Here is a 13,396-nt window from a genome sequence, read left to right on the forward strand (position 1 = left end):
GCGCCAGCGGAGAACGAATTTGGCGGTGAACGCCCGGATCCTGATCGTGGCGCGTGACGACACGCGGGCCGGTCCCCTGTCCGAAGGGCTGGACCGCCTGGGCTGGCGCACCATCACCGCACGCGGCCCCTATGCCGCCCTCGCCGCGTTGGGCGACCTGCAGATCGAGGCGGTGATCGTCGACCTGGACGCCGCCGGTCCCGACAGCCAGACCCTGGCTCGCCGCCTCAAGGCCGCCGTGGCCCCGCGCCGCCTGCCGGTGATCGCCATCGGCGAGCCTGGGACGGACGTGGGCCAGAGCGCCTTCGACCTGACCCTGTCGCCGCCGCTGCACCCGTCTCAGGCGGTGCTGCGCCTGGAATCCCTGGTCCGCACGGCCATCGCCGAGGAAGAGTTCGAGCTTCGGCTGACCACCTTCGGCGATCGCGGCCGCCGGCTGGATCTGCCGGAAGCCTCCGCCGTCCCCTATCGCGTGCTGGCCATCGGCGAGCCGGCCCCGCAGTTCCTGGCCCTGTCCAACGCCCTGACCCGCGGCGGAGCCGACGTGGTCGGCGCGTTCACCGCCTACACCGCCTTCGACTACCTGCACGAGCGGGCCTTCGACGCGGTGGTGCTGTGGGCCGGCGAAAACCAGCAGGAGGCGCTGTCGATCGCCGCCGGCATGCGGCGCAACACCCGCCTCTTCCACATCCCGGCGCTGCTCTACATGAACGCCGAGAGCTACGTGACCATGTCCGAGGCGTTCCATCGCGGCGTGTCGGACGTGGCCTCGCCGCAGACGCCGGAGGGCGACACCGCCCGCCGCGTCATCGAACTGGCCCGCAACTACCGTCGCGGCGAAGCCATCCGGGGCGCGCTGGAGAAGGCCCGCAGCTCGGGCCTGATGGACGCGGCCACGGGCCTGTTCACCCGCGACCTTTTCGCCGCCCACCTGGCCCGCCTGGCCGGCGCCGCGCGCGAGCGCGGGCGTCCGCTGTCGATCGGCGTGCTGCGCGTGGCCGACAAGGCCGACGTCGTCTGGGCTCGCCAGAACGGCTGGCTGGACCGCGCCATCCCGCAGATCGGCTCGATGGTCGGCCGCCTCGTCCGAGTCGAGGACACCGCCGCCCGCCTCGCGCCCGAAGTCTTCGCCCTGGCGCTTCCGGCCACGAACCTGGCCGCCGGCAAGGCCGCCGCCGAGCGCATCGCCGCCGTCATCGGCTGCACCGCCTTCGACGCCGGCGAGGACCGCAGCCCGTTCGTCTGCGAGTTCGACATCGGCGTCGCCCAGATCGAGCCGGGCGAGACCGCCATCCACGCGCTGGAGCGCGCCGCTTCCCTGGCCCTCCAGAAGGCCATCTAGTTTTCGAGGAGTTCCCATGGGCCAGCCGATCACCGTCGACGTCGTCGCCGACGTCGTCTGCCCCTGGTGCTATCTCGGCTGGCGCCGGGTGAAGAGCGCTCTGACCGCGCGCCCCGACCTCGAGCCGATCATCATCTGGCGTCCCTACCAGCTGGACCCCGCCCTGCCCGAGGAAGGCGTCGACCGCGCCGCCTACATGGCCGGCAAGTTCAAGGACCAGACCCGGCTTAAGGCGGTGCACAAGGCCCTGCAGGACGCCGGCGCCGAGGAAGGCATCGCCTTCGCCTTCGACAAGATCGCCCTGTCGCCCAACACCAGCGCCGCCCACCGCCTGATCCGCTGGGCGCGCGGCGCGGCCGTGCAGGACGCCGTGGTCGAGGGCCTGTTCGCCGCCTATTTCGAGGAAGGCCGCGACATCGGCGATCCCGTCGTGCTGGGCCAGATCGCCAAGGCGGCCGGCATGGACGAGGTCGCGGTGCTGCAACTGCTGTCGGAAGGCGCCGACAAGGACGTGATCGCCCAGCAGCACGCCATGGCCGTGCAGGGCGGCGTCACCGGCGTGCCGGTGGCGATCTTCGCCGGCAAGGTGGCGGTGGTGGGAGCCGAGAGCCCCGAGAACCTGCAGAAGGCTATCGACCAGGCGCTTCTCTAAAAACCTCTCCCTCTGGGAGAGGTGGGATAGCCTCCAGCCGCATCCGATAGGCCATCACCGCCGTGTGGCCGAGCTTCTCGACCAGGCGCCAGTTGACGATCGCTCCCACCGGCGCGCCGACGACCGGCAGCAGTTGGGCCAGCTTCGCCAGGTCGATGTGGTCGCGGTACTGCTGCTGGAAGGCCCGCCAGTCGAAGCCGGAGAGGTCGGTCGGATGCTGGCGGGCGTCCCAGCCGTCCATGGCCTCGAAGACCTTGGCGCGATGCGCCGCGTCCGAGAAGGCCAGCTCGAAGATGTGCAGGATGTAGAGCCGTTCCGACAGCTCCGAGCCCTCATGGCCGAAGGCGGCGGCGATCTCGAACAGCAGCTTGATCTTGAAGCTCATCAGCAGCGGGAAGTCGGCGGCGGCCAGGACGAAGCCCCCTGCCCCGGCGATCCCGCCCTCGGCGGCGGCGGTCTTCTTCCAGTTGTCGATCGCCGTCCGCACGCGCTCCAGCCGCTCGTCGAGCGTGGCCTGGACGAGCGGCGCGCCGGTGGCGAAATCCGAGCCTGTGAGAATGGCGCGGGTCATGCCCTGCATCGCCGTGGTGATGGCGGCATGGACCTTTTCCGGAATGATCCGATTGACCTTCAGCTGGACGGCGCGGGCGGCCAGCCCCAGCGCGCCCGGCGGCCTGGTCATCTCGGCTCGCCAGGCGGCGAGGTCGGCGGTGGCGGCGGTCTGGGCCAGGTTGAAGCTCCGAAAGTGAATCGCGGCGACGTCCAAGCGTTCGCCGCCGGATCATGCCGCAGTCGGCGAGGCGGTCGAAGTCCCCAGAAGATTAACGCTCAACAGGCCCGTGGATCATTTGACCACGGCCGTCCACACCAGCGTCCACACGGGCATCCACACGCGCTTCCTGCGTCCACACCTATAGTGGCCTATATCCCCAACACCGCCCGCCCGCCGTCTCGCGGCGCAGCGGCCCACCGCCTATACCTTGCCTACCCATTCACCATGTGACTTCGCGACGACCTTGAGCCAGCTGAAATTGCCGTTGGAACGCCTGCCCACCTTCGAGCGGGTCGACTTCGCCGTCTCGCCGGCCAACGAGGACGCCGTGCGCGCCGTCGACGCCTGGCCAGAATGGCCGAACGGCCGCCTGGCCCTGATCGGTCCGTCGGGCAGCGGCAAGACGCATCTGGCGCGCGCCTGGGCCGCGGAGGCCGGCGCGGTGATCATCGACGCCACCGATCCCCATCAGGCGCCGTTGAACCTGCCGGCCCTGCGCGGCCGCGCCGTGCTGGTCGAGAACGCCGACCGCCGCGCGCTGGGCGGCGTCGTGTCGGACGAGGACCTGTTTCACCTCTTGAACATGGCAGGCGTCGACGGCGGCAGCCTGCTGCTGACCGCCCAGACCGCGCCGCTGGAATGGCAGACGATCGTGCCGGACCTGCGTTCGCGCCTTAACGCCATGACCGCGGCCGTCATCGACGAGCCTGACGACGTGGTGCTGGAGGCCGTGCTCCGCCGCGCCTTCGCCGACCGCCTGATCCGTCCCGCCGACGACGTCTACGCCTATCTGCTGCGTCGCATTCCGCGCAGCGCGCCGGAAGCCGTGGCCCTGGTGGCGCTGCTGGACGAGGCCGCCTCGGAGGGCAATCGCGGCATCACCCGGGCCTTCGTCGCCCAGGTGCTGGCCTTCGGCGAGGACGACGCGTTCGAGGACTAGACGGGACTGATCGAAAGCCCGGCTTTTCTTGAACAAATCCCTGTTTGTCTTGCGGCTGTCATCGGGCTCGTCCACCATGCCGGGCATTGCCCTGGAGTAGACGATGACAGACGCCGCCGCCCTCGCGCCCTCCCTTCACAAGGTGGAGACCGCGCCCGAGGATCGCGTGCGCCTGACCCTGGACGAAGACCTGCTGGCCTCGCCGGAACGGTTCTTCAATCGCGAACTCTCGTGGCTGGCCTTCAACCAGCGCGTGCTCGAGGAAAGCGCCAACCCGCGCCACCCGCTGCTGGAACGCCTGCGCTTCCTGTCGATCAGCGCCAACAACCTCGATGAATTCTACATGGTCCGCGTGGCCGGCCTGAAGGGTCAGGTGCGCGAGGCCGTGCGCGTGGTCAGCCAGGACGGCCTGACCCCTGGCGAGCAGCTGACCCGCATCAACGCCTCGGCCTTCCAGCTGATGAGCGAGCAGCAGAAGATCTGGCGCGAAGTGCGCGCCGAACTGTGGGCCGAGGGCCTGAAGCTGCTGGACGCCAAGGACATCGTCGGCGCCGACCGCGAGCGCGCCGAGGAGATCTTCAAGTCGCGCATCTTCCCGGTGCTGACGCCGCTGGCGGTGGATCCGGCCCACCCCTTCCCGTTCATCCCGAACCTGGGCTTCTGCCTGGCGTTGAAGCTGCGCCGGATCTCGGACGACAAGCACCTCTACGCCCTGGCGCCGATCCCCTATCAGGTGCAACGCTTCTGGGAGATCGCCAGCACCGCCCGCGGCCGCAAGCGCGAACGCAAGATCGTGGCGCTGGAAAGCTTCATCATCCTGTTTCTCGACCACCTGTTCCCCGGCTACGAGGTCGAGGGCCGGGGCCTGTTCCGCCTGATCCGCGACAGCGATCTGGAGATCGAGGAAGAGGCCGAAGACCTGGTGCGCGAGTTCGAGGCCCGCCTGAAGAAGCGCCGCCTGGGCCGCGTGGTGCGGGTGAAGATCCAGACCACCATGCCCGCCGACCTGCGCGATTTCATCATCGAGGGCCTGCGCGCCCAGCCCGAAGACGTGGTGCTGGTCGACGGCAAGCTGGGCCTGGCCCAGATGAGCGAGCTGATCCCGCCCGACCGTCCGGACCTGAAGTTCAAGCCCTACAACGCCCGCTTCCCCGAGCGCGTGCGTGACCACGGCGGCGACTGCTTCGCGGCGATCCGCGAAAAGGACATCCTGGTCCACCACCCGTTCGAGAGCTTCGACGTGGTGGTGCAGTTCCTGCGCCAGGCCGCCCGCGACCCCAACGTGCTGGCCATCAAGCAGACGCTGTACCGCACCTCCAAGGACAGCCCGATCGTGGCGGCCCTGATCGAGGCGGCCGACAACGGCAAGAACGTCACCGCCCTGGTCGAGATCAAGGCGCGGTTCGACGAGGAAAATAACCTGAAGTGGGCCCGCGACCTGGAACGGGCCGGCGTGCACGTGGTGTTCGGCTTCGTCGACTGGAAGACCCACGCCAAGCTGTCGGTGGTGGTCCGCCGCGAGGGCGACGCCCTGCGCACCTACTGCCACTTCGGCACCGGCAACTATCACCCGCAGACGGCGCGGGTTTACACCGACCTGAGCCTCTTCACCTGCGACCCGGCCATGGGTCGTGATGGCGGCAAGCTGTTCAACTTCATCACCGGCTACGCCCAGCCCGGCGCGCTGGAGAAGCTGTCGTTCTCGCCCCAGACACTGAAGCCGGACCTCCTGGCCATGATCGCCGCCGAGGCCGCCAACGCCCGCGCCGGCAAGCCGGCCGGCATCTGGGCCAAGATGAACGCGGTGGTCGACCCGCAGATCATCGACGCCCTCTACGCCGCCAGCCAGGACGGCGTGCAGATCGACCTGGTCGTGCGCGGCATCTGCTGCCTGAGGCCTGGCATTCCGGGCCTGTCGGAAAACATCCGGGTCAAGTCGATCGTCGGCCGCTTCCTGGAGCACGCCCGCGTCGTGGCCTTCGCCAACGGCGCCGACATGCCCAGCGCCCAGACCCGCGCCTTCATCAGTTCGGCCGACTGGATGCCGCGCAATCTCGACCGCCGGGTGGAAAGCCTGGTGCCGATCGAGAACCCGACCGTACACCAGCAGGTGCTGAGCCAGATCATGGTCGCCAACCTCAATGACGAGGCCCAGAGCTGGCGCCTCGACAGCGAGGGCCACTACGCCCGCGATCCGGCCTGGGACACCAAGGGCGCGTTCTCGGCTCACGAGTACTTCATGACCAATCCGAGTCTGTCAGGCCGGGGTCATCACGTGCAGGACCTGCCGCGAGCGTTCGACCACGTCGGCCCCAAGCGTAAGCGCTAGGATCTGGCGCTGAAAAACTGGGGAGCGACGGCTTTCGTGACGGTTTCGTCCAAGGCCGCCGCTTCCCCTGCGCGACGAATGCGTTAAACCAGCCTCATGCCTCTCTCGGCGCCGCGCGACGCGGCCGTGATCGATATCGGCTCCAACTCGGTCCGCCTGGTGGTGTACCGACTGGAAGGTCGCGCCATCTGGACCGTCTTCAACGAGAAGGTGCTGGCTGGCCTTGGCCGTGAACTCGGCTCCAAGGGCCGCCTGGCGCCCGACGGCGTAGCCCAGACCCTGGCGGCGCTAAAGCGCTTCAAGGCCGTGCTGGAAGCCGTGCAGCCGGCCGAGACCTTCGTGGCCGCCACCGCCGCCGTGCGCGAGGCCAGCGACGGCGCGGCCTTCGTCAAGCGCGTTGCCGAGGAGACCGGCCTCACCATCCGCGTGCTCTCCGGCGAGGAAGAGGCCCGCTACGCCGCGCTGGGCGTTCTGGCCGGCGCGCCGGACGCCACGGGCGTGGTCGGCGACCTGGGCGGCGCCAGCCTCGAACTGGTGCGGCTGGAGCCGACCGGCGCGGGCCAGGGCGTGACCCTGCCGCTGGGCCCCTTCAGCCTGGGCCTGACCGAGGGCTTCGACGCCGACCGCGTGCGGCGCCTGGCCGCCCAGCGCCTGGCCCCGGTGGCCGAGGTGTTCAAGACCGACGCCTTCCACGCCGTGGGCGGCGCCTGGCGCAACCTCGCCTTGCTGCACATGCGCCTGTCCGGATATCCGCTGCAGGTGGTGCACCAGTACGAGATCGGCCGCAGCGAGGCCCTGGAGGCCGCGCGCCTGGTTTCGCACCAGTCCAGAAGTTCGCTCGAGCGCATCGAGGGGATGTCCAAGAAGCGCATCGAGACCCTGCCCTACGCGGCCGTGGTGCTGGAGAGCCTGATCGAGCGCCTGGACCTCAAGCGCATCGAGATCTCGGCCTTCGGCGTGCGCGAGGGCCTGCTGTTCGAAGCCATGGCGCCGCGCGTGCGGGGCCTGGACCCATTGATCGAGGGCTGCGCCTCGCTGACGGCTCGCCAGGGCGTGGCCGACGACCTGGGCGTGGCGCTGCAGGCCTGGCTGGAGCCGGCGTTCGGCAAGCTGGAGAGCCTGTTCGACGGTCGCGACGCGGTGCTGACGGCGGCCGCCTGCCGCCTGGCCGACCTTGGCGCGCGACTGCACCCGGACCATCGCGCCGACCTGGTTTTCGAACAGGTGCTGCGCGCCCCGATCGCCGGCCAGACCCACGTTGAGCGCGCCTTCCTGGCCGCCGCCGCCTTCGCCCGCCACTCCACCCCGTTCAATCCGCCCGAGATGGACGTGCTGGAGCGGCTGCTGACCCCGGCGCGCCTGAAGCGCGCCCGGGCCCTGGGCGCGGCGATCCGCCTGGGCTGCGACCTGTCGGGCCGCAGCCCCGCGCTGCTGTCGCGCTCGCGGCTTGCGATCGAGAAGGCCGACGTGCAGCTTTCGGCCGAACCTGGCTACGCAGCGCTGCTGCTGGGCGAACAGACCGCCAAGCGGGCCAGCAGCCTGGCCCAGGTGCTGGGCCTGAAGCTCAAGGTCCTGCCGCTCTAGCCGCGACAGCGGGCCGCAGGCGAACGGCGTTTTTCCAGCATGGTTTGTTAGCCACGCCACGCCGAAGCTTCTCCCCTCAGCACGGGGAGAAAAACGACATGCAGAAGCAGGTCGCCTACGACGTTCACGACAGCATCGACACGGCCCGACAATCGCCGGCGAAACCCGAAGCGGTCCGGTTGGCAGGCGCCTCAGCCACCCCCGTGGACAGTCCGGCCAGGCAGTTGCAGCGCGATGTCGCGGCGGCCTTCGGGGCCAGGCGCGGATGGTCGGTGCGGCGCACGGTGGTGCTGGGCGCGGCCTATCACGGCGTGATCCTGTCGGCCCTGGTCCTGGCGGCCGCCGAGACCTTCGGCCACGTCGCCGGCTAGGCGGCCTCCTCGTCGCCAAGCACGCGCAGCAGGACGGCGTACAGCGCGGTCACCTCGAACGGCTTCTCGACGAAATCCTGCATGCCCGCGGCCTGGCAGGCGGCGATGTCGCCCTCGGCCACGGCGCCGGTGACGGCGACTACCGGCGTCAGGCGGTTCAGCCCCTCGGCGCGCAGGCGGCGGGTCGTGTCCAGGCCGTCGAGGCCCGGCATGTTGACGTCCATCAGGATGGCGTCGAAGCGGGTCTGCGACGCCAGCGACAGGGCCGTCTCGCCGTCGGCGGCCACGGTGACGTCCAGGCCGAAGGCTTCCAGCACCTGGGCCAGGGTGCGGCGGTTGATCTCGTGGTCGTCGACCACCAGCACCGCCGGAGCATCCGAGAAGCCGTCGGCGGGCGCATCCAGCGGCTCCGGCGTCGGCGGCTCCTCGCCCTCGAGCGCCGGCAGGGTGAGCACGAAGCGCGCCCCGCGCCCCTCGGCCGAGACGGCGCTCAGGTCGCCGCCCATCAGGCGGGACAGGTCGCGGCTGATGGCCAGGCCCAGGCCCGTGCCGCCGAAGGTGCGCGCGGTGTCGGCGCCCAGTTGGTCATAGGCCGTGAACAGCCGCGCCAGCTGCTCGGGACCCAGGCCCGGCCCGGTGTCGGTGACCGCCAGGGTCAGCATCAGCTCGCCTTCGACGCGAGGCGCCATCGACAGCTCGATGCAGACCCGTCCCTCGGGCGTGAACTTGATGGCGTTGGACAGCAGGTTGTTGAGCACCTGGCGCAGGCGCACCGGGTCGCCCTTGATCCAGCGCGGCAGGCGCCGCCCGCCGGTGAAGCGCAGGGCCAGCCCCTTGTCGCGGGCCTCGGCGCGCCAGAATCGCAGGGTGTCGCAGATCAGGGTGCGCGGCGCGAAGTCGATGGACTCGACGGTCATGCGGCCGGCCTCGATCTTCGACAGGTCGAGCAGGTCATTGAGCAGGGCGCGCATCATCACGCCTGCGTCGGCGATGAGCTCGGCCTTGGCCTTGGCTGGACCGCCCGCCCCCCGGGCGAGTTCGCCCGCCCCGGCCAGGATGGCGCTGAGCGGCGTGCGCAGTTCGTGGCTGACCATCGCGACGAAGGCGCTCTTGGCGGCGTCGGCGGCCACGGCCTGTTCGCGGCGGATCTCGGCGGCGGCGCGGGCCTCGCGCTCGGCCAGCAGGGTCTGGCGCGACCAGCCGAAGACGAGCGAGGTGACCAGCACCATCAGCCCGCTGCCGATCAGAAACGCCTTCACGCCCACATCTTCGTGGTTGGCGGCCAGGATCGGGGCCGCGAACAGATAGCCCAGATGCGGCGTCGCGGTCACCGCGAAGGCCAGCCGCGAGCCCTTGGCGCCCATCAGGGCGGTCATCACCGAGCCGGCCAGCAACAGGGCGCCGCCCGCCGCGCCCGCGGGCAGGCCGGTTCGCCACAGCGGCACCGCCAGCCAGCCGAACGCGACGGCCAGCAGGAAGTCGGCGCCCAGGCAGGGAAGAACCCAGCCGCGCGGATTGCGCCCGAAAGCGTGCAAGGCCAGGGCCTGGAGGCCCTGGGCCGTCAAGCAGGCCAGCGTCCAGGGCAGCATGAAGGAAAACCGCGGCTGCAGGCCGACCGCCGCGCAGACCATCGCGATGACGAACAAGCGCAGCGGAATCTGCTGCCGCAGGGCCTTGGCCGGCCTTGCATAACTACGCGCGGCCCTGACCAGCCACGGATCCGGTTCCGCGTACGCCAACTCGACCTAGTTCCCCAGTCTTCGGCCGTCCCCACAGCCGATTACCCCCGCGACGCTTATAGCGCCCGGAGGTCAACAATCGTTTTTCAAAGCGTGTCGGCCATAAGGCAGCTGTGCCGTCTTGCACAAAGACGTCGCCCGCACTTCGCGCCGGGGACGCTGGCGGCGCAACCCTCTTTTGAGTCGCGCCGCCGACAGGTCCCGATCAGGCCGGACGCGGGGTCCGGCGGACTTCCACGACGCGGACCTTGACCCCGTCGAGCACCAGGGCCAGTTCGCCCCGCTTGATCTTCAGGGCGTCGCTGCCGAAAGCCTCGCGGCGCCAGCCCTGCAGGGCGGGCGTATCGGCCTCGTCGTCGGCGGCGATCTTTTCCAGGTCCGAGACGGTGGCGATCAGCTTGGAGGCCACGCCGGCTTCCTCGGCGCGGGCCTTGAGCAGCACCTTGAGCAGCTCGACCACGGCGCCGGCCGAAGGCGGCGGCGGCGGGCCGGGCTTGTCGACCACGGGAGCATAGCCCTCGGGATCGGCCAGGGCGGCCTTGATCGCGGCGATCAGGTCGGGACCGAACTTGCTGCCGCCGAAGCCCTTGGGCACGCCGCGAAGGGTGTTGAGCCCTTCCAGCGAAGTCGGGGCCTGGGTGGCCAGTTCGTCGATGGCCTCGTCCTTGAGGATGCGGCCACGCGGCTGGTCGCGCTGCTGGGCGGTGCGCTCGCGCCAGGCCGAGACCGACTTGAAGACCGCCAGGTACTTGGCTTGCGTCTTGCGCGGGCGCAGGCGGCGCCAGGCCTTTTCCGGATCGACGTCATAGGCGGCCGGATCGCTGAGCGCCTTCATCTCCTCCTCGACCCAGGCCAGGCGGCCTGATTCCTCGAGTCGGTCACGCAGCACCGGGAACAGGCGCGCCAGGTGCGTCACGTCGGCCAGGGCATAGGCCAGCTGGGCGTCGGTCAGCGGGCGGCGGGCCCAGTCGGTGAAGCGGCTCGACTTGTCGATCTCGATCTTCAGCATCTGGCGCACGAGGGCGTCATAGGCGATCTGCTCGCCGAAACCCGCGGCCATGCCGGCCACCTGGGTATCGAACAGAGGCGTAGGCATCGCCTTGAGATTATTGAAGATCTCGACGTCCTGACGGGCAGCGTGGAACACCTTCAAGAGGGTCTCGTCGCGCATCAGCTCGAGCAGTGGCTCGAGGTCGAGGCCCTCCGCCAGCGGATCGATCACCGCGTCGGAAACGGGCGAAGCGACCTGAATCAGGCAGAGCTTTGGCCAATAGGTGGTCTCGCGCATGAACTCGGTGTCCACGGCGATGAAGGGCTGCCCCTTCAAACCATTACAGAACTCCGCCAGCGCGGCGGTGGTGGTGATCGGCGTCATCGGCTGCTAATAGCCTCGCGCACCCCCGAGTCTGCAAGCGTCAAGCGTTGCGGAGCAGCCACTTTTCTGACCCAAAGCGCCTGAGACGGGCCGTGGAGGGCCTGGAACCACAGATGAGCGACCCGATGAGCGATCCGAAGACCGACCAAGCCGGCGGCCTGACCTACGCCCAGGCCGGCGTGGACATCGATGCCGGCAACGCCCTCGTCGACGCCATCAAGCCGCTGGCCAAGGCGACTCGCCGCCCCGGCGCGGAAGCCAGCCTCGGCGGCTTCGGCGCGCTGTTCGACCTCAAGGCGGCCGGCTACGAGGACGCCCTGCTGGTGACCACCACCGACGGCGTCGGCACCAAGCTGCGCATCGCCATCGACGCGGGGATGCACGCCACGGTCGGCATCGATCTCGTCGCCATGTGCGTCAACGACCTGCTGGCGCAGGGCGCCGAGCCGCTGATGTTCCTGGACTACTTCGCCACCGGCAAGCTGGACGTCGAGACCGCCAAGAGCGTGGTCGCCGGCATCGCCGAGGGCTGCAAGCTGGCCGGCGCGGCCCTGGTCGGCGGCGAGACCGCCGAAATGCCGGGCATGTACGGCGATGGCGAGTACGACCTGGCCGGCTTCTCGGTCGGCGCGGTCGAGCGCGACGGCGTCCTGCCCAAGCTGGACAAGCAGCGCGCCGGCGACGTGATCATCGGCATCGGCTCGTCGGGTCCGCACTCGAACGGCTACTCGCTGGTGCGCCGCGTGGTCGAGCGCTCGGGCCTGGCCTGGGACGCTCCGGCGCCCTTCGAGGAAGGCAAGACGCTGGCCGAGGCCCTGATGGCCCCGACCCGCATCTATGTGAAGTCGATCCTGCCCCTCCTTCAGTCGGGTCGCGTCAAGGGCGGCGCCCACATCACCGGCGGCGGCCTGATCGAGAACCCGCCGCGCTGCATCGCTGACGGCCTGGTCCCCGAGTTCGACTGGAACGCCTGGGCCCTGCCGCCCGTGTTCGAGTGGCTGCAAGAGGTCGGCCAGATCGACGCCCATGAACTGCGCCGCACCTTCAACTGCGGCGTCGGCTTCATCCTGATCGTCGCGCAAGCCGACGTCGAGCCGGTGCTCGCCGCCCTGCTGAACGCCGGCGAAGACGCCTTCGTCTGCGGCCAGCTGGCCAAGGCCTGATGTCCGCACGCACGAAGGTCGCCGCCCTGATCTCGGGCCGGGGCTCCAACATGGAAGCCCTGGTCCGCGCCGCCCAGGACCCGGCCTGCCCTTTCGAGATCGTCCTCGTCCTGGCCAACAAGGCCGACGCCGGTGGTCTGGCGACGGCTGAAGCGGCCGGGATCGAGGCCCTGTGCGTGCCGAGCAAGCCGTTCGGCAAGGACCGCGAAGCCCACGAACGCGCGGTCGACGCCGCCCTGCGCGAGCGCGGGATCGAGGTCGTCGCCCTGGCCGGCTACATGCGGATCCTGACGCCCTTCCTGGTCGACGCCTGGGAAGGCCGGATGCTGAACATCCATCCGTCCCTGCTGCCCAAATATCCGGGCCTCGACACCCACGCCCGCGCCATCGCGGCGGGCGACGCGGAAGCCGGCTGCACCGTGCATCTGGTCACGGCCGGCGTCGACGAAGGACCGATCCTGGGCCGGGCTCGCGTGGCGATCGAGGCTGGCGACGACGATCATGCGCTGGCGGCTCGGGTGCTGGTGGAAGAGCACAAGCTCTATCCGGCGGTGCTGGCGGAGTTCGTTCGGGGGCTTTGAGGGCGGTTTTCGCTTCGTGGCGCCTCGTGCTACGATCGCTCCATGAAGTCCGAGCCCTCAATCTTCGACGAGATCGATGAAGACGCGGACGCGCATCGCCATGCTGAGGCGCTGGACGATATTGCGGCTGGCCGTCTGATTCCGAACGATGAGGTCTGCGCCTGGCTGGAGAGCTGGGGTACGCCGGATGAAAAGCCGGCCCCGGCCTCGTGGTTCAAGTAGTCTGGACCCGTAGCGCAGCTGCAGACCTTCGCGCGATCCAAGCCTATGTCGCCGAATTCAAACCGCTGGCCGCTCAGCGCCTAGCTGCGCGACTCGTTAGCGCCGCCCGTAGTCTGGAAACAACGCCGGATCGCGGGCGGACGATCAACCGAGGGCGACGGGAGCTCACGGTCATCCCGCCTTATCTGATCAGATACATGGTTCAGACCGACCGCGTCGTGATCCTGGAGATCCGCCACGGCGCTCGCGAGCCAGACTGACCCAAGAAAACAAAAAGGCCGGCGGGTCGCCCCGCCGGCCTTTTCATAACCTAAAGCCCGGAAGCC

Annotated in this window: 13 protein-coding genes; 10 read left to right on the plus strand and 3 right to left on the minus strand. The window is 69.6% G+C overall.

The genetic code is table 11. From position 1 onward, the window contains the following. Positions 1-19: 19 nt before the first annotated feature. Together V6S85_RS09560 and V6S85_RS09565 are read left to right on the plus strand one after the other, a co-directional pair. Positions 20-1,342, plus strand: coding sequence for a diguanylate cyclase domain-containing protein (locus tag V6S85_RS09560; protein ID WP_116564522.1), 1,323 nt, complete (start codon positions 20-22; stop codon positions 1,340-1,342). 16 nt (positions 1,343-1,358) lie between these two features. Continuing rightward, positions 1,359-1,994, plus strand: a complete 636-nt coding sequence (locus V6S85_RS09565; RefSeq protein ID WP_116564524.1) for a DsbA family oxidoreductase — start codon at positions 1,359-1,361, stop codon at positions 1,992-1,994. On the opposite strand, the gene V6S85_RS09570 is transcribed toward V6S85_RS09565, so the two are convergent. After that, a complete protein-coding gene (locus V6S85_RS09570) occupies positions 1,972-2,724 on the minus strand; it encodes an EcsC family protein (protein ID WP_279325477.1) in 753 nt (250 codons plus the stop codon). The genes V6S85_RS09565 and V6S85_RS09570 overlap by 23 nt on opposite strands. 286 nt (positions 2,725-3,010) lie before the next feature. Here V6S85_RS09570 and hdaA point away from each other — a divergent pair, with 286 nt between their 5' ends. The 4 genes from hdaA to V6S85_RS09590 all read left to right on the plus strand — a co-directional run bounded on the left by hdaA (position 3,011) and on the right by V6S85_RS09590 (position 7,990). Beyond that, positions 3,011-3,706: a DnaA regulatory inactivator HdaA gene (hdaA, locus tag V6S85_RS09575; RefSeq protein ID WP_116489636.1), complete on the plus strand. Its 696-nt coding sequence runs from the start codon at positions 3,011-3,013 to the stop codon at positions 3,704-3,706. A gap of 103 nt (positions 3,707-3,809) precedes the next feature. After that, a complete protein-coding gene (locus tag V6S85_RS09580) occupies positions 3,810-6,035 on the plus strand; it encodes an RNA degradosome polyphosphate kinase (RefSeq protein ID WP_243410459.1) in 2,226 nt (741 codons plus the stop codon). 96 nt (positions 6,036-6,131) lie between these two features. Next, a complete protein-coding gene (locus tag V6S85_RS09585) occupies positions 6,132-7,619 on the plus strand; it encodes a Ppx/GppA phosphatase family protein (RefSeq protein WP_334348805.1) in 1,488 nt (495 codons plus the stop codon). A 98-nt stretch (positions 7,620-7,717) separates the two neighbouring features. After that, positions 7,718-7,990, plus strand: a complete 273-nt coding sequence (locus tag V6S85_RS09590; protein WP_334348806.1) for a hypothetical protein — start codon at positions 7,718-7,720, stop codon at positions 7,988-7,990. Here the strand turns inward: V6S85_RS09590 and V6S85_RS09595 are convergent. Together V6S85_RS09595 and rnd are read right to left on the minus strand one after the other, a co-directional pair. After that, positions 7,987-9,729 carry an ATP-binding protein gene (locus tag V6S85_RS09595; RefSeq protein ID WP_334348807.1) on the minus strand — a complete coding sequence of 581 codons (1,743 nt, stop codon included), beginning with the start codon at positions 9,727-9,729 and terminating at the stop codon, positions 7,987-7,989. The genes V6S85_RS09590 and V6S85_RS09595 overlap by 4 nt on opposite strands. 205 nt (positions 9,730-9,934) lie before the next feature. After that, positions 9,935-11,104, minus strand: a complete 1,170-nt coding sequence (gene rnd, locus V6S85_RS09600; protein WP_116489633.1) for a ribonuclease D — start codon at positions 11,102-11,104, stop codon at positions 9,935-9,937. 125 nt (positions 11,105-11,229) lie between these two features. Here rnd and purM point away from each other — a divergent pair, with 125 nt between their 5' ends. Genes purM through V6S85_RS09620 form a run of 4 tightly spaced genes read left to right on the plus strand, consistent with a single transcriptional unit; the run spans position 11,230 to position 13,330 of the window. Further along, positions 11,230-12,267 carry a phosphoribosylformylglycinamidine cyclo-ligase gene (purM, locus tag V6S85_RS09605; RefSeq protein WP_334348962.1) on the plus strand — a complete coding sequence of 346 codons (1,038 nt, stop codon included), beginning with the start codon at positions 11,230-11,232 and terminating at the stop codon, positions 12,265-12,267. Continuing rightward, positions 12,267-12,848, plus strand: a complete 582-nt coding sequence (purN, locus tag V6S85_RS09610; RefSeq protein ID WP_334348808.1) for a phosphoribosylglycinamide formyltransferase — start codon at positions 12,267-12,269, stop codon at positions 12,846-12,848. Before purM ends, purN begins: the two co-directional genes overlap by 1 nt. 42 nt (positions 12,849-12,890) lie before the next feature. Next, complete coding sequence (locus V6S85_RS09615) at positions 12,891-13,070, plus strand: antitoxin (protein WP_116564535.1); 180 nt, start codon at positions 12,891-12,893, stop codon at positions 13,068-13,070. Then, positions 13,058-13,330, plus strand: coding sequence for a type II toxin-antitoxin system RelE/ParE family toxin (locus V6S85_RS09620; RefSeq protein ID WP_116564537.1), 273 nt, complete (start codon positions 13,058-13,060; stop codon positions 13,328-13,330). The genes V6S85_RS09615 and V6S85_RS09620 overlap by 13 nt, the downstream gene beginning before the upstream one ends. Positions 13,331-13,396 lie beyond the last annotated feature (66 nt).

It is taken from the genome of Caulobacter sp. CCNWLW153 (assembly GCF_036889365.1).
Classification (GTDB): Bacteria; Pseudomonadota; Alphaproteobacteria; order Caulobacterales; family Caulobacteraceae; genus Caulobacter; species Caulobacter radicis.